Source organism: Chryseobacterium sp. ISL-6 (assembly GCF_018613715.1).
GTDB classification, from domain to species: domain Bacteria; phylum Bacteroidota; class Bacteroidia; order Flavobacteriales; family Weeksellaceae; genus Chryseobacterium; species Chryseobacterium paludis.
In genome coordinates this window covers 579,914-595,336 of the sequence record NZ_JAGGPT010000001.1, presented here as the reverse complement: position 1 = coordinate 595,336, position 15,423 = coordinate 579,914, and the positions used below count along the sequence as shown (strand labels likewise).

Annotated in this window: 16 protein-coding genes; 10 read left to right on the top strand and 6 right to left on the bottom strand. The window is 34.2% G+C overall.

Annotation, left to right across the window (positions count from 1 at the left end; all coding sequences use genetic code 11):
- The first annotated feature begins 2 nt into the window (after window positions 1-2).
- Entirely contained in the window at window positions 3-1,388 is a 1,386-nt protein-coding gene (locus J7E44_RS02785; RefSeq protein WP_214825427.1) for an efflux transporter outer membrane subunit, read from the top strand.
- A gap of 87 nt (window positions 1,389-1,475) precedes the next feature.
- Entirely contained in the window at window positions 1,476-2,075 is a 600-nt protein-coding gene (locus tag J7E44_RS02780; protein WP_214825426.1) for a hypothetical protein, read from the top strand.
- Between the two features lie 7 nt (window positions 2,076-2,082).
- Here J7E44_RS02780 and J7E44_RS02775 read toward each other — a convergent pair whose 3' ends face one another.
- Together J7E44_RS02775 and J7E44_RS02770 are read right to left on the bottom strand one after the other, a co-directional pair.
- The gene (locus J7E44_RS02775; RefSeq protein WP_214825424.1) at window positions 2,083-2,640 is read right to left on the bottom strand and encodes an AAA family ATPase; all 558 of its coding nucleotides are present in this window, start codon (window positions 2,638-2,640) and stop codon (window positions 2,083-2,085) included.
- 15 nt (window positions 2,641-2,655) lie between these two features.
- Complete coding sequence (locus J7E44_RS02770; RefSeq protein WP_214825422.1) at window positions 2,656-3,642, bottom strand: GlxA family transcriptional regulator; 987 nt, start codon at window positions 3,640-3,642, stop codon at window positions 2,656-2,658.
- Between the two features lie 121 nt (window positions 3,643-3,763).
- Here J7E44_RS02770 and J7E44_RS02765 point away from each other — a divergent pair, with 121 nt between their 5' ends.
- Complete coding sequence (locus J7E44_RS02765) at window positions 3,764-4,213, top strand: DUF1569 domain-containing protein (RefSeq protein WP_214825420.1); 450 nt, start codon at window positions 3,764-3,766, stop codon at window positions 4,211-4,213.
- Between the two features lie 67 nt (window positions 4,214-4,280).
- Window positions 4,281-5,429 carry a hypothetical protein gene (locus tag J7E44_RS02760; RefSeq protein ID WP_214825417.1) on the top strand — a complete coding sequence of 383 codons (1,149 nt, stop codon included), beginning with the start codon at window positions 4,281-4,283 and terminating at the stop codon, window positions 5,427-5,429.
- Window positions 5,430-5,474: 45 nt separating this feature from the next.
- Here J7E44_RS02760 and J7E44_RS02755 read toward each other — a convergent pair whose 3' ends face one another.
- Both J7E44_RS02755 and J7E44_RS02750 read right to left on the bottom strand, forming a co-directional pair.
- The gene (locus tag J7E44_RS02755) at window positions 5,475-6,914 is read right to left on the bottom strand and encodes a S41 family peptidase (protein ID WP_214825414.1); all 1,440 of its coding nucleotides are present in this window, start codon (window positions 6,912-6,914) and stop codon (window positions 5,475-5,477) included.
- An 85-nt stretch (window positions 6,915-6,999) separates the two neighbouring features.
- The gene (locus J7E44_RS02750; RefSeq protein WP_214825411.1) at window positions 7,000-8,856 is read right to left on the bottom strand and encodes a helix-turn-helix transcriptional regulator; all 1,857 of its coding nucleotides are present in this window, start codon (window positions 8,854-8,856) and stop codon (window positions 7,000-7,002) included.
- 231 nt (window positions 8,857-9,087) lie between these two features.
- On the opposite strand from J7E44_RS02750, the gene J7E44_RS02745 reads away from it, so the two are divergent.
- From J7E44_RS02745 to J7E44_RS02725, 5 genes are read left to right on the top strand one after another with little or no spacing between them, the layout of a single operon-like run.
- Entirely contained in the window at window positions 9,088-9,411 is a 324-nt protein-coding gene (locus J7E44_RS02745; protein ID WP_214825408.1) for a magnetosome magnetite crystal formation protein family, read from the top strand.
- 22 nt (window positions 9,412-9,433) lie between these two features.
- Window positions 9,434-9,907, top strand: a complete 474-nt coding sequence (locus J7E44_RS02740; RefSeq protein WP_214825404.1) for a hypothetical protein — start codon at window positions 9,434-9,436, stop codon at window positions 9,905-9,907.
- A 12-nt stretch (window positions 9,908-9,919) separates the two neighbouring features.
- Entirely contained in the window at window positions 9,920-10,411 is a 492-nt protein-coding gene (locus J7E44_RS02735; protein ID WP_214825401.1) for a hypothetical protein, read from the top strand.
- Window positions 10,412-10,454: 43 nt separating this feature from the next.
- Window positions 10,455-11,438 (top strand): hypothetical protein, encoded by a 984-nt coding sequence (locus J7E44_RS02730; RefSeq protein WP_214825398.1) that lies wholly within the window; start codon window positions 10,455-10,457, stop codon window positions 11,436-11,438.
- Between the two features lie 4 nt (window positions 11,439-11,442).
- Window positions 11,443-12,168 carry a hypothetical protein gene (locus J7E44_RS02725; protein ID WP_214825395.1) on the top strand — a complete coding sequence of 242 codons (726 nt, stop codon included), beginning with the start codon at window positions 11,443-11,445 and terminating at the stop codon, window positions 12,166-12,168.
- A 275-nt stretch (window positions 12,169-12,443) separates the two neighbouring features.
- On the opposite strand, the gene J7E44_RS02720 is transcribed toward J7E44_RS02725, so the two are convergent.
- Window positions 12,444-13,214, bottom strand: coding sequence for an alpha/beta hydrolase (locus J7E44_RS02720; RefSeq protein ID WP_214825391.1), 771 nt, complete (start codon window positions 13,212-13,214; stop codon window positions 12,444-12,446).
- A gap of 57 nt (window positions 13,215-13,271) precedes the next feature.
- Window positions 13,272-14,381: an epoxide hydrolase family protein gene (locus J7E44_RS02715; RefSeq protein ID WP_214825387.1), complete on the bottom strand. Its 1,110-nt coding sequence runs from the start codon at window positions 14,379-14,381 to the stop codon at window positions 13,272-13,274.
- A gap of 363 nt (window positions 14,382-14,744) precedes the next feature.
- Between J7E44_RS02715 and J7E44_RS02710 the strand changes: the two genes are divergently transcribed.
- Complete coding sequence (locus J7E44_RS02710; protein ID WP_214825384.1) at window positions 14,745-15,383, top strand: NAD(P)-dependent oxidoreductase; 639 nt, start codon at window positions 14,745-14,747, stop codon at window positions 15,381-15,383.
- Window positions 15,384-15,423 lie beyond the last annotated feature (40 nt).

Sequence of the window (15,423 nt, the reverse complement as noted above, 5' to 3'; positions counted from 1 at the left end):
GTATGGTACATTGGAAAATAAAATATAAATTTTTTGTACAGGTAATCATTACCTCAGCTATACTTTATAGTTGTGATGTTACCAAACCGTATGTGAATAAACAGTCGGCTCCTGATAATTTGTATGGAAATACAGTAAAAGATACAACCTCTATAGCAACACTTTCCTGGAAAGAAATTTTTAAAGATCCTTTATTGCAACAGCTTATTACGGAAGGGATTGAAAATAACCTTGATCTGAAAACAGCTGTTACCAATCTGAAAGTGGCTGAAGCCAATTTTGTACAGAGTAAGCAGGCATTTCTACCTTCTCTTTCCGGAAATGCTTCAGGAGGAGAGTATCATCCCTCAAATTCACAGGCCGCGAATAATCAGGTTTATCAGTTGTATGCGTTATCCTCATGGCAGGCTGATATCTGGGGTAAGTTAAGAAGTACCAAAAGATCAATGTATGCCAGTTATCTTGCCAGTGAAGCATATAAGCAGGCGGTACAGACGCAGCTCGTTGCCAATATTGCCGTGACTTACTATCAGCTTCTGGCTTATGATGAGCAGCTGAAAATTGTTCAGCAGTCTTTAGAAGTTTATTCCAAGGATACAGAAACCATGAAAGTTTTGAAAAACAGTGATGTGGTGACAGGGGCAGCAGTGGTACAGAGTGCTGCTAATTACTATGCTGTAAAATCTACTGTTCCGGACATAAAGAATAATATCCGCCAGACAGAAAATACAATCTCTTTATTATTGGGCAGAACTCCAGGTCCTATTCAACGGGACTCACTTTTTAATGAGCAGATGTACAGTGAATTGTCAACGGGTTTACCTACCCAATTACTGGCCAACAGACCGGATGTTAAACAGGCTGAGTTACAACTGAGAAGTTATTTTGAACAAGTGAATGTTGCTCAGACGGCCTTTTATCCTTCATTAACGATAACAGCTCAAGGAGGTTTGTATGCTACACAGCTAAAGTCTTTTTTTAGCGCAGGTGCTTTTCTTGCTAATATTGTAGGAGGTTTAACGCAGCCTATTTTTAATAATGGACTTAATAAACAAAAGCTAAAAATAGCACAGGCCAATTATGAGGCTGCAGAATATAATTACAACAAAATACTGCTTACTGCAGGTCAGGAGGTTTCTAATGCGCTTTATCAATACCAGATGGTAGATGAAAAAACATCCTCAAGACAAGAGCAGATTGGCAACCTGGAAAAAGCAGTCCATTTTACAAAGGAATTATTAAAATACACCAGTGCTACCAATTATACAGATGTCCTTACATCAGAACAAAGCCTTTTAAGTGCAAAACAAAGCGCAGTGACTGATAAACTTCAGCAACTTCAGGCGGTTGTTAATTTGTATGCTGCGCTGGGAGGTGGGTGGAAATAGATTCCATTTGTTTATTGTTCTTATTTATAATTTTCGAATGATTATATTGCATGCTTTGTTGCCAATGAATCACTTGAATTTATTTTTATGAAAAATATACTGTTTGCCTTTTTTGCTCTTATACAGATCACCGTCTATTCACAGAATAAGACTGGAAAAGATCATTTTAATATCGTAGTGCGGGAAGAAACAGGTGATTTAAATAATGATGGGCGTAAGGATAAATTAATTCTGGCTATGGATACTGTTGATACAACTGTTCCATTTAGATTGCAGATATTCCTTTCCCAGCCGGATGGAAAACTTAAGTTACATACCTCATCAACGGATATTATTGAAGCTCAGTATCCTGTTGAATTAAAGGGCAAACACGCAGAAAATCAAACCCCGACTTTTAGTATTGAAAATGGAAACTTATACATCTTATCGGATATCAAAGATGGACATGCCGAGTATACATTCCGGTATAAAAATGGAAACTTCGATTTAATTAATGTATCAAAAGGGACTTGGGATGGTAAAAACTTAACCACAGAAACTGAAATTAATGTATTGACCGGACTTAGAACTGCAACGGTTAAAAGACTGGGATCAGAAGATATCGTTAAGGAAACTAAAAATAGAATTAAGCGAGGATCTCAACCCACATTACAGGACTTTAAAAAGTTCGAAAAAGAATTTGAATGATTGGTTATTATAAGGGATTTACAATTTTATCCAAAATAAATTTAACCCTGTTCTCAACCGTTTCCAAAGGAACATCAATGGTTTGATACCCATAAATAGAGTAGGTATTTTTCATCGCATCATAAGTTGCAACAGCTTCTTCCCAGGTTTGTTTTCTTTCATCATCAGTTTCATAAATTTCCGGCCACGGCGGAAGAATGAAAACTTTATGATTATAACGGTAAGTCTCGGTAATATCTTTCATGTCAGGAGAGATCACTAAGTCTATCATTTCAGCATAACAAAATGCATCTACAATCCCACGGTCAAAGAATACAATATTCCTTTTATCATTTGATATGGCTTTAAAACTATATACTGATGCATTGATCATGAGATGTGTATACAGTTCTTTATCTTTCCAGGGAAGACCATTACCATGATTTTGTACCTGTTCCTGTATGATCTTTCTGGCATCTTCCGATACAGTAAGGTATCCCATCTTTTCGAGTTGCTTGAGAATTGTTGTCTTTCCAACACCCGGACCTCCGGTTATTATATAAAAATTATCGTTTTGGTACTTCATAAATCAAACTTCTACCTAAGCTATTTCCTGACTTTTATATTTATTTCTATAGTCTATAGGGGTTAATCCAGTAATTCTTTTAAATACAGTTCTGAAAGTTCTAAGATCATTATAGCCCATACTGTAGGTAACATCAGCAATATTATTCTCTCCGGCTTCCAGTGCTTTTTTTGCAGCCTCTACTTTTACCCTTTGAATATATTCTATAGGATTTAGTGAGGTCGCATTTTTAAATCGACGGATAAAATTTCTTCTGCTCATATTCACCTGACTGGCGACCTGTTCTACTGAGATCTCTGTAGTAAATTCCTTCTCTATATAGCTTTGAGCGATATGGATATCATGATCATCGTGCCGGCGTTGTCCGGAGAAAATCGTAAAAATATTCTGAGAGGTCCTTCCGTAATCGAGTTCATAATATTTACTTAAAGAAACCGATATCTCTTTGCCACAGTTTTTTTCTATAAAATACAAAAGGGCATTTAACGATGAAAATCCACCACCACCAGTAATGATCGCTTTTGAATGGGTGACCACATGATCCGGTTTGAAATCAATTAAAGGATACCTTTGCTGAAGATCTTCTATTGCATTCCAATGAGAAGTAGCAGGCATATTATCCAGAAGACCACTTTCGGCAAGGAAATAAGCCCCTGTACAAAGACTAATGATCTCAGATTTCTGTTCGTACATTTTCTTGACCCAATCAATCAGTTTTGAGTTCTTAGATAATATAGTATTGATGTCCTCAGGTCCGGCCTTCATTGGCGGAATGATAACAACATCAGTGTCAAATTCATCAGACAGCGTTTTACTACAGCTAAATTGCATAGGCAGACTTGACTGTACATTTTTATGATGAACACCCACCAATTCTATCTGAAAGGGAGGTGGCATTCCTTTTATTAATGCTGCTTCATTGGCGCTGGTAAGTAGTGCTGTTGTAGTAGATAGTGCGGTAGGCATTGCATCTTCATACACTATTATTGAAATATGTTTCATAGGTAGATATGCTTGTGTACTCAAAAATACGTAAAAAAATGGCACAAAATACACTGCTTGTTGTCATTTAACCGTTGCGGATCCCGTTTCCAAACCTTCTAATTTTACATAAAAATCAGTTATGAAAACAATATTTGAAAATACAACCAGACAAGAATTGATCAAAAGGATAAATTCCCTTACGGAAAAGAATACAGCTCAGTGGGGAAAAATGAATCTTTATCAGATGACCAAGCACTGTACCATATGGAATGATTGGATTCTGGGTGTAGATAAGCAAGGTTATAAACAGGAATTTATGGGGAAAATATTTGGGAAAATGGCTTTAAGAAGCTTGGTGAAAAATGATAAACCAATGGATAAGAATATTCCGGCAGGAAATTTTGCCATCAAGGGACTAGATGGTAACCTTGAGCAACAGAAGAAGATATGGATGGAACAGATCGAGGCCTATGGAAATTATTCGAATCCCGATTTTATTCATAATTTTTTTGGAAGGATGAAACCTTATGAATTGGGTATTTTTGTATATAAACATATGGATCACCACCTGCGTCAGTTTAATGCCTGATTTAAACTGAAGTCTAATCATTATTTCTTCTTATATTGGTGTTTTAGAAATAAAATTAACCAATACCATGAAATATTTATCCTATCTCTTTTTTTTATTTTTAATGCTTGCGTGCAATGGTCAAGAAAAAGTAGATCTTTTCAAACTGAATTTAGATGAACCGATTGAAAAGATCGTAGACTTTAACGATAAAAATATGATCGGTGTAGAAACAGTTGAGTATGCGTATGGCCTTTTGATAGAAATGGATAACCCGGGAAAATATACATTTGATGGAATTGATCTAAAGGGACAAAAAGTATTTCTTCAGATTAATTCTGAGCGGCTCAAAACAGATAGCATTACCAAGTTTGGTGGAGGGCACTTTGATATGAAGGGATTTAAAGACAAAACAGAGCTTGCTAAAATTTTAAAAGAATACAAAGCAGATCCTACCATTTATGGATTCAGAATGGAAATGCAAACACCAACTCTTAAAAAAGAGATCCTGAAAAAACTTGAAAGCCAATATGGAAAGGGGACCAAGAACCCTAATACAGATAATGGTCTGTATTGGAATGTGAGAAAACAGAATAAGTATATTTTCTATGCACCGGACTATGACAGGCTCATTATCTTAAATAAATCCAATCTATCTAAAAACTGCTATTGGGATAGCATGAATGGTCTTATTGATTTTGGAGGATGTGATCACGAAGCATACACTAAAGAATTAACGAAGAACAGGACAGACTCAAAGGATATTAAAAACAAACCGGTCTTAAAAATTGATAAGAACTGGAATATTAATGACCTTAGACTTGGTACATCAACTGAAGCTGATTTCGTTAAGTCTTTCACCAGCAAAAACTTTGAAAGAGTGATTACATTGAACCCCAAGGGAGGTTTACAGGAAGTTATGCATGAAAACAAATACAATAATTTCTATTTCTATTTTACAGCAGGTAAAAACGGAGAGAATGATCAAAAGAATAATATTTTAAAAGGCTATTCTATTAATGACTTTGAAGCGGTGGAGACATCATTTGAAAATCAGTTAAAAAAAGGAATGAAAGGAGAGGATGTAGTAAAGGTTATCGGTAAAAATGATATCATTGGCGATACCGGATTAAAGTATTCCAATTATTTAGAGATTAAAAACCCTACCTATAAAATCAATTTGATATTTAACGACAATAAACTGTTTTCAAGTATGTATGTTCTTAAAAAAGAGTAATTCTTAAACTCATATAAAAGGCTTCCATAATCGAAGCCTTTTTATTTATTCTAAAATCCATACAGATGCTTTTTGTATCTCAGCATCGATATTTTTGTCAGTGGATGGAGTTATAAGGACGTCAGGCTCTATCTTTCCCATATATTTTTTTCCTGCTCTGTCCATTTCATAAGTTATTGCTAAGAGAAGGGTCTTTCCATCACTGAGTCTATAAGCCTGATTAGCACTCGTAAGCCCGGCAGAAGGTTGTCCAAAAGTCTTAACATTCTTTTTTCCTATAAACGAAATCGTTGTAGCTTCACCACTGCTAGCCGTACTTGGGCCTATTAAAACAGCAATTTTCTGATCTTGTTTTTTAAGCGTATAAGGTTTGGAAACTTTGACATTATAGCTTTTTCCATTTTTATAACTCCAATCACTTTTGCTTTTTCCATCTTTTGTAAAGTAACCCAGGGTACCTTCACCAGTCAATGGTCCTAAGCCGGTGATCATCGGATACATATTTCCTCCTGTATTTGGTCTTAGATCAACAATCCATCCCTTGATCGTATTTTCAGAATCCAACGTTTCAATCATATGTTGAATTTTTTCTGCAAATGCATTACCTACTTCCTTATTTAAAGAAGAAAACCCAGGAACCATAACGTAACCGATGTTTTTATCCAACAATTTTGATTCAGGTTCAATCGGAGAACTCTTATTGCTTTTTTTCTCCTCAGAATATTCCTTATTATCAATGAAAGAGTGATTATCACCTGCATTGTTTAATGCTTTCATAATATATTGGATCGCTGGAGTAGTGTCATCCACTGTTTCCATTCCATTAGAAAGTTTTTGCAGATTTGCTTCCAATGTGTTCCAGTCTATTTTATCTTTAAAAATTGAATTTCTTTTTACAATACTTTTAAATTCATCAATATATTTTATAGCTGGTTTAGAGGCTGGTTTTCCAGAAAATGGAATCTCTGAAACTGAAAAATCATCAAACCAAACTTTTCCACCTCCCATTAAAAAGCCTCCTAGTACAAAGTAATTTGCCTGATCATCTAATATAAATTCTAAGAAATATTTTTTCCAATCTTCATTAGGACTTACTTTATGATTCTGTGTAACAGAATTTGCGAAATCAATCATGTTTTTTTTCTCATCACGAACCTGTGTCCAAAGTGCAATATTTCCTTGTACATTTTCTGATTTGATATAAGCACTGATTTCTATCTTTCTTAAGCCTTTTCCAGGAACAGGGACTTTCTGTGAAAAAGTTTGTAATTCATTGGCACTTTCTTTTTTACTTGAGATCTGTAATGAATTTGTACCAGAATGTTTAACTACATTATCTGCCTTCATCTCATAGAGATCAAGGATTTTATTGCTCCAGTCTGTGGGATAATTATTTTCAGTTTTTTCAAAACCTGGATTTAGTAATTGAGCCTGTATAAAGATTCCACTCAGTAAAATGGAAATGCTCACTATTGTTTTTTTCATGGTTTAATTTTAATATTTAAAAATAAAAAGAATAGACGGAATACAATAAGTGATTAAAAAATTAAGTGAGAAATAATCACTTGTTTCAATTGCCTACACTTTGTAAAAATAAGTTGAGATCATCATCTTTCTCCAGTCCTAATTTCTGTTTAACTCTATAACGGCTCATTCGTACACTTTTAGGTTCAATATGCATGAGCTGTGAGATCTGCCGGGTATCCATTTTAAGATAGAGATAAGCACAAAGCTTCATATCTAAAAGGGTAAGTTTTTTTTGTGCTTTTTCATTGATGAGGTTAAAAAAGTCCGGGTGTATCTGCTGGATTTGTAGTTTAGCGCCTTCAAAATCATTATCCAGAACCATTTCTTCTCTTACGATCTTTTGCATATTTAATGAATTATCATCAGCCAGTTTATCTTTTATGGTATGCAACATACGGTTTTTATGTTCCAGTTGAAGGACATTGGCCATTGCCTCCTTTTGCAATTGCTGCTGTTGAGCTTCCAGTAATTGCTGTTCCGCTTTTAATCTCGCCTGTTCCTCTTTTTCTAACTTCATCTGCATTTCAGATTCCTGTTTTTCTAACTGCAGCTGCTTTTCACGCTCTAAAGACAGACGCAATTTAAAATGATATGACCGGAACATAAAGAGCAACCCCAGCAAGCAAGCTATCACAATGCAGACATATAAATAGTTTTGTATTTTACGACTTGCTTCTCTTTCTTTTAAAATTTTTACCTCATTGTTTTTCTTTTCAGTTTCAAATTGTATTTCCAGTTTTTGAGAATTCAGTGCCTGTTCCTGATTAAAATTCTTATTGCTGTACTCAGTTACTTCTTCCTGAAAGGCAATGGCTTTCTCAAAATTACCCTGCTTTTTATAAAAAATGGATAAGGATCGGGTGATATTGATTAGTGTGTAGTAATAGGGATGCTGATCAGCTTTCATAAGATTGTAGGCCTCTAATAAGTAGCTTTCCGTTAAACTAGTGTTGCCACTTCGTGATGCATATTCGCTCAATAAACCCAAACTGCTCGCTTTAACTTCTGAAGCATTGGGATTATTTTTTAAAATATTTCCAGCTGTTTGAGCATAATAAATGGCATTTTTTTCAGCATTTTTATCATTGACGGGGAAATATTTGAAGTAGACATTTGCAATGTTGATGCAAGTGATGGCATATGTATAATTGGATACCTGTGTTGGGTATTTAAGGTAGAGGGCTTCTGATTTTTTTAGATAAAATAATACACTGTCAAGTTCCTTTTTTTCTTTAGTGGCATTGTAGTTATATTCATGAGCTACTGATAATGCTGCATAAGAATTACTCAGTAGGTTGTAATCTTTTGTTTTTAATGCATTTTCGGTCGTTTTGAGAGCGTATTTATTAGCCTGTGGTACATTGTTCCAATTGGAATAAGCAGCATAAAGCTGGTAATACAGTTTTGCCGCAATATAAGGATCAGGTGACTTTTCCAGTTCTTTTAATCCCAGTTGACAAAACTTGATTTTTTTCTGTGGATCATCCAGCGTTTTATATAAAAAAGCCTGTGCATAATATCCGTAAGCCATCGCTACAGGATTTTTAGCCTGTTGAGCGTATACCAAGGCTGAATCACTGGTTTGTTTCAAAGAGGTCAACTGCTCGTTATTAGCTTTTATAACAGTAATAAGTGTATAAGCTTTTGTAGCTTCAATGTAATTTTTGTAATGCAAAGCTATACGGGCACTTTGTCTCGCGTTACTTTCTGCAGCAGAATAATTTCTGTTTATCCGGTAAACTTCTGCAAGCCGGTTCAATAAAACAGGTTTTTCTTTTTCAGGGAGGTCAGTATTATTGATGGCCAACTGCAGGCTGTCAAGATATATATTTTGCGCAAAACTGTTTAAGCCTACGCATAAACACATAAATAAAAACAATTGATAGCGGACAGGTTTCATATCCCTAAAATTAAGACAAATTGTTAATTCTACACATAAAAGTCAATAAATATAGTGGTTTGTGGTTTGTTGTAATATGTTGTAAATCAGATTTGTTTAATTTCTGTAGACACATTGTAGACGCAGTCTTCCTAATGAGTAGATGCTTTGTAGAATAGTAAAATTTGGAAATTGTCAGCTATTGAATGAATATTTGTAACAGTAATAATGCTAACAATTAATCATCAAATTATGAATAACAAGACCTTATCTATCATTTCCTATATTACTCCTTTTGGCTGGATCATAGCTTATCTTATAGGAAAAGACAACGCAGATTCTCTGCTTAAATATCATTTAAGACAGTCATTGGGACTTATGATCATCAGTATCCTCTTTAATATTGTAATGCGAATCCTTGTTTCTATATCGCCAGCATTAGGTTTTTTAGGAATTGTAGGACTTCTGATTATGATATTCTGGATATTAGGAATTATCAATGCGGCTAACAATGCTGAAAAGCCTGTTCCTCTATTTGGAAAAATGTTTGAGGATAAATTTGCTTTTATCGGTTAATCCATCGTAAAGAACAACTGAGATGAACGATTACAAATATTTTACACAGGAAGGCAATAGATTTCATTTGAAAACTAAAATGTCAACTGCTGTCTTACGGGTGTTTGCATGCCTTGCTATAGGTGTCGCTTTATATTGTATTATTCCACCAGAAAAAAAGATCGGATTATGGGCTGCTCTCTTATTTGTATTTTTTGCTCTTGTCAATTTATTAAAAACAACAAAGCGGTTAGTGATAGACACACAGTCTAAGACAATAACTCATAAAAACAACATCATTAGTGGTGAGGCTATTTATCGTTTTGAAGACTTTGTACAATTTTATGTACTGACAGGAAAATATCTTTTTATTACCCTGGACAGCACTGCTTTCTTCATATTCGACCAAGATGGTAAAGAAAAAAGAGTTCCAATTATTGTAGGATTATTCAGCTCGAAAACAGCACAGAATGCCATTAATGAAATTAGTGACATTATGGATATTGAAGAGAAATAACAGGACACTGCAATGAATAAATATCAATTGGAAATAACATCTACAGAGCTGATTATAAGGCCTTATTTCGGATACTTACCCAAGATAAGGATATTCACTTTTTTATCGGTTATCATCTTTTGTTTTGTTCCGTTTTTTACTCAATTGGATTACAATATAAGGTATATTTTATATGGTATCGGTGGGATAATGCTCTTTTACGCGATATATGATTTTATTTTCCGGGGCAGTGTTAAATTCCTGTTTGATAAAAAAACAAATAGCATTTACAAGATCTATATATTATCAATAAGAAAAAGGTTAATGGCATTGGATGAAATGGCCATTATCAACACAGCAGAATATGGAGAAATGGCCTATGCTATAGGCAAAAAGAAAAAACAGTTTATAAAGAATTATCCAATTAGCGATACTTTTTCAGGAGGTAAGAAAAGCACTGCAAGAGAAACGGAATATATAGAAAACATATTAAATCCTATCCTTGAATTTGTAAATAAGAAGTAACTTTAAGATGAAATAAGATCCACCAATCACCAAATAAAAAAATATGAAAAAAGGCTTTGCTATATTCTGGATGCTTTACATGCTGTTTTTTGCAATTCCATTTCCTATGCTTTTGTATTATAACATCAAAAGTGATGATCCGCCTTCACTCACAGATACAAATCCATGGCTTGTGTTAGGCATTCTAACATTATCTGTCATATTGTGGATCATCATTCTGATTGGGTATTTTCGTAAATGGGTATTATCTAATTTTATAGCCAAAAGAAATATTGATTATTTAAATAGAAATGGAGTTCCGAGAAAAGCTGACATAATCGAAGCCGTAAAAATTTCTAAAGATAATGCTAAATATAATTCTTATGAACTTCGACTTTTATTTAAAAATCTAGTTGATACCGATATTATACAAAAAGCAGCTGTAAATGACTCTAAACCTCAGCAGCGTCGTTTCGAAACAGGTAAAAAAGTAGATATTCTTATTGATAAGGAAATGAAAAAAGTACCTTATTTTATTTTTGCAGGAACAGTAGCGACCATCAATATACTTGTTGTCTTTCTTATCATTTTGGGTTGGTTAACATTGGTTGCACTTATTGCAGGCTATTATATCTATTCTTATCAAACAGAAAATGCAGGGATGGGTTGGCGTTTTATAGTCTTCTGGCATCCTTTGATTCTTTGTCCTGCGATACTTTTATTGTATAGAGTAGGGTTGCCTTCTATTTTTAGATTATTTGAGGGTGGTAAGAAAGGTAAAGCTGAACTGATTAAATTTAAAGGACTAAAAACGACTGCAAAGCTGCTCAGTGCTAATCAGACCGGAACTTATATCAATGCACAGCCCATGGTTTTGTTTAAACTTGAATTTGTTGATTATCAGAATAAAACAAGAAGAACGGAATTAAAAAGAATTGTAAATCTCCTTGATCTGGGCAGTTTGAAACAGGAGACTATGGAGATCTTTTACTTAAAGGAAAATCCGGACCGTATCGCATTTGCTGCAGATTTAGAAGAAATAAGCTAACACCATGAAAAAATCAATTATTATAGTTATCAGCAGTATTTTTTTAACAAGCTGTGAGCAGATTTCCAAAAGTATTAAAGACACACTTAAGCCTGTGGCTGATACCACGGAGGTCAATGCAAAAAAAGAGGAATTACCTCCTCCAAGTCCATTTGATCCAGCTGTAGAAAAGCAGATTCAGGATGCTCAGCAACTTGTGACAACGATACTTGAAAAACATACAACAACCCATGTACAAAGACGCCAAGAAGGTAAAAACACTGATTTTCTGACCAATGAAATAGAATTAAATAAAGCTGAGGAAGCCCTAAGAAAGCTTCCTCAGTACATGGGAAAAGAAATTTTTATTTATTCATTGGTTTATTTTTATGATGATGGCAATATTCATGTTATGCTTCAACATCCAAAGAATCCTGAATATGTAGATAATTATGATTATAAAAATGGTATTTGGTCTGAGCCAAAACCTGAGCAGCTGTCTGTAAAAGATGATATTAAAAGCAGATTGGTTCCTTTACAAAAAGTAAGTTTTAGGAACATAGCGAAAGCTGCAGCGATTTATAATGATAAGGTATCGCAGATTGAAGGAGCAAAACCAGTAACCAATATTTATATTTCGGTTTGGAATAATAAGCTGAGATGGTATCCTACAACCATTAACGGAAGTAGAGAACGGTATTCGATTGAATTGACAGAAAATGGATCTTTAAAGAAATTTGAGCGGGAGTAGTCGTATTTAAACAAAAGAATCCGCTCTTTAGAAGCGGATCCAGTAGATAAATACATCTCATTTTTTTAATTAGACAACAATAAAAAGCACAGCCGACAATGCTGTGCTTAAATTTTTATTTCAAATTTAATTGCAATTTCAAAGCTGAAAAAAGCAAAAAATGATTTCATTTCAGTTGTATTACATAGTAAATGTAGGAATATTTTTAATACGAAACATGAATTAAATGTTAAAATTCACAAGTTATCCACATTTTTTTGTGGATAAGTCTGTATTTAATTTTCTTCAAGGTATTTATCAATGAAATTGTTCAGTGTTTTTCTTTCTTCTGCATTACCTTTATCATCCATTTTTCCGTGATTAATACTGGTGTTTTGTACAATGATATTGTATCTTTTTTGTTCTTCTATTGTAGGTAATACTTTTTCATCAGCAGGGTAATCATTTGAGCGCAAAGTATAGATCTTAGGATGAAAAGCTCTGGGAAGGTACATTCTTCTATTGTCCATGGTAATAATTTTATAGACCAAATCAGGATATTTATTTCCAAACAATGCGACCATATCACCACCATTAGAGTGACCCATTAAGGTTAAATGCTTATAATCGAGATTAGGGTTGCTTTTTTTAAGTTCATTCAAGACAAACAGAATATTCTCAGTTCCTCTTTCCCAGAATGGCATTCGTACTTTCTGTGGCTTGCCATCCGTCGGAATCAATGGGTCAGTTGGAAGTTCATGTTGAATACTTACCACAAAATATCCTTTTGAAGCCAGCTGATTAGTCAGATATGAATATTTTAGATAATCCCCACCCTGATTGGCACCATATCCATGATTGAAAATAATAACCTCCTGATTTGAGATCTTCTTTTTGTTTTTAGGTTTATAGAAAGCAACGGGAATCAAACGGTCTCTATTCTTGTCATACATCTTTAAAGTATCAAGTTGTACGTCATAAGGACCTTTCAAATCAATGATCTTTTTTGAAGAACAATTGATTAAAAATAGAATAACTGGAAGCAAGAAAAATAATTTGTATTTCATGGTACTATTAAAAGAATGCAAAGATGGTTGTTTATTTCAATTATTCTGTTTAATATATTATTTCAAAGAATAAAAGAAAGATTTCAATTCATCTGCAAAAGCCTGTGGTATTTCTAAAGCAGCAAAATGGCCGCCCTTATCTAATTTGTTGAAACGTACTACATTTACAAATCTTTCCGCCCATTCACGGGGAAATTGTGCTTCACGAGGAAGAACAACAACTCCTGCAGGAACATTGCTTTTTTGTAAAGGTTGGGAACCTCCCCATTGTGCAATAGCATCAGCTTTATACATTCTCATGGATGAGCCTATTGTCTGAGTAATCCAATAGATCATAATATTGGTAAGAAGTTCATCTTTTCCACCAAATGCTGTTTCAATTAATTCGGGTGGAGCCCCCGCATTTCCAAAACTAATGATCCATGATGCCAATCCAATAGGAGAGTCGTTAAGTGCATAGGCCAAAGATTGAGGTTTGGTAGAATGAACCATTGCATAAGCACCCTCACTATACCACCATTGCTGAACAAACTGAGCAAATTGTTGCTCTTCTTCAGTCATGCTGTTGGGATCTTCCTGTCCCATGGGATAACCCAGATCAGTGAAATGGACAGCCGCAACAACATCCGGATCTTTAGAAGCCAAAGCTTTGGTAACACCCATGCCCACATCACCACCTGCGGCAAAAAACGTTTTATAACCTAATATTTCGGTCATGAGCTTTCTCCACAAGCCTGCAACATCTTCACTGCTAACAGCTGTTTTATCAGAAAATCCAAATCCAGGAATAGAAGGGATAATGAGATCAAAGCTTTGTTCCCCTTCGGTAAGCAATGGAATGATCTTGTGGAAGCGATAATAGCTATCTGGCCAGCCGTGAGTTAATAACAACGGCTTTGAGTTGCTGCTTTTACCTTTTATATGTTGGAAATGAATTTGTATCCCATCAATTTCTACCATATACTGTGGATATTGATTCAGCTGTTGTTCATACTTCTTCCAGTCATATCTATCCATCCAGTAATCAGCAAGTTCTTTTAAGTATTTTTCACTGGTACCAAAATGCCAGCCGGAACCTTCAGCCTCTCCAGGCCAGCGGGTATTTTGAATGCGGTTTTTCAGATCATCGAGAACAGTTTGTGAAATGTTTACGGTAAATGGTTTCATAATATTTTGAATTTGGTTTAAAAGCAACGATTTAGTAATAAATTATGATTTGTTTTACTTCATGAATTGAGGTAACAGGCTGCATGACAATTGATAACAAATATAATGTAATTCTTTATTCGTTGAATAAATTTAATGAAAATTCAGATTGAATTTATTCACCATGTTGTTTTAAAATAAAAGATTACATTTGCTTCATTAATATCTCTTTATAAATAGCACACCCATTCAAGCGCCATTCGAAGCTTGGTACTTAAGGTTCAAAATTCCTGAACCCATTATTATTTATTTTTTAAACTAAAGACAAATTATCTATTTAAGAATTTGTGCTTTTAGTCTATTTATAACAATAAAGAGAACATTATGAAAACAAATACAATTGCCGTAATCGGTGGAACCGGAAAATCGGGAAAATATCTTGTGCAATATCTTTTAGAAAAAGGATACAAGATGAAATTATTATTAAGAACTCCAGAAAATTTTAAACTTGAACATCCTTTAATTGAAATCGTAAAAGGAGATGCAAGAGATTATCACTCAGTCAATACCTTGATTAAAGATTGTAGTGTTGTAATGAGTACTTTGAGTCAACCTGTGGGAGAAGAATCTATATTTAGTGATGCCGCAGAGAATATTACCAGATCAATGGCCTTGCATGGAATTAAAAGATATATCGTAATAGCGGGTTTGAATGTAGATACTCCTTTTGATAAGAAAAGCATTAAGGTGAAACAGGCAACAGAATGGATGTATCAAAACTATCCAAAAACCACAAAAGACAGACAGGCAGAGTATGAGATTCTTACAAAAACCAATCTGGATTGGACTTTAATAAGACTTCCTTTAATTATTCAAACTTCTGAAAGTTTTAAAACCGAGACAAATCTTGAAGATTGTAAAGGAGAGAACATAAGTGCTACAGATTTAGCGGAGTTTTTAACTTCTCAAATTGATGACAGAACTTACATTAAACAAAGTCCCTTTTTGTATAATTTATCTTAAACCAAGAATGGTTTAAACTATTGTTAAAAAAATAGAGAGT

Coding starts and splice junctions, on each gene's coding strand:
- J7E44_RS02785 (WP_214825427.1), top strand. CDS start 3: ATGGTACATTGGAAAATAAAATATAAATTTTTTGTACAGGTAATCATT.
- J7E44_RS02780 (WP_214825426.1), top strand. CDS start 1,476: ATGAAAAATATACTGTTTGCCTTTTTTGCTCTTATACAGATCACCGTC.
- J7E44_RS02775 (WP_214825424.1), bottom strand. CDS start 2,640: ATGAAGTACCAAAACGATAATTTTTATATAATAACCGGAGGTCCGGGT.
- J7E44_RS02770 (WP_214825422.1), bottom strand. CDS start 3,642: ATGAAACATATTTCAATAATAGTGTATGAAGATGCAATGCCTACCGCA.
- J7E44_RS02765 (WP_214825420.1), top strand. CDS start 3,764: ATGAAAACAATATTTGAAAATACAACCAGACAAGAATTGATCAAAAGG.
- J7E44_RS02760 (WP_214825417.1), top strand. CDS start 4,281: ATGAAATATTTATCCTATCTCTTTTTTTTATTTTTAATGCTTGCGTGC.
- J7E44_RS02755 (WP_214825414.1), bottom strand. CDS start 6,914: ATGAAAAAAACAATAGTGAGCATTTCCATTTTACTGAGTGGAATCTTT.
- J7E44_RS02750 (WP_214825411.1), bottom strand. CDS start 8,856: ATGAAACCTGTCCGCTATCAATTGTTTTTATTTATGTGTTTATGCGTA.
- J7E44_RS02745 (WP_214825408.1), top strand. CDS start 9,088: ATGAATAACAAGACCTTATCTATCATTTCCTATATTACTCCTTTTGGC.
- J7E44_RS02740 (WP_214825404.1), top strand. CDS start 9,434: ATGAACGATTACAAATATTTTACACAGGAAGGCAATAGATTTCATTTG.
- J7E44_RS02735 (WP_214825401.1), top strand. CDS start 9,920: ATGAATAAATATCAATTGGAAATAACATCTACAGAGCTGATTATAAGG.
- J7E44_RS02730 (WP_214825398.1), top strand. CDS start 10,455: ATGAAAAAAGGCTTTGCTATATTCTGGATGCTTTACATGCTGTTTTTT.
- J7E44_RS02725 (WP_214825395.1), top strand. CDS start 11,443: ATGAAAAAATCAATTATTATAGTTATCAGCAGTATTTTTTTAACAAGC.
- J7E44_RS02720 (WP_214825391.1), bottom strand. CDS start 13,214: ATGAAATACAAATTATTTTTCTTGCTTCCAGTTATTCTATTTTTAATC.
- J7E44_RS02715 (WP_214825387.1), bottom strand. CDS start 14,381: ATGAAACCATTTACCGTAAACATTTCACAAACTGTTCTCGATGATCTG.
- J7E44_RS02710 (WP_214825384.1), top strand. CDS start 14,745: ATGAAAACAAATACAATTGCCGTAATCGGTGGAACCGGAAAATCGGGA.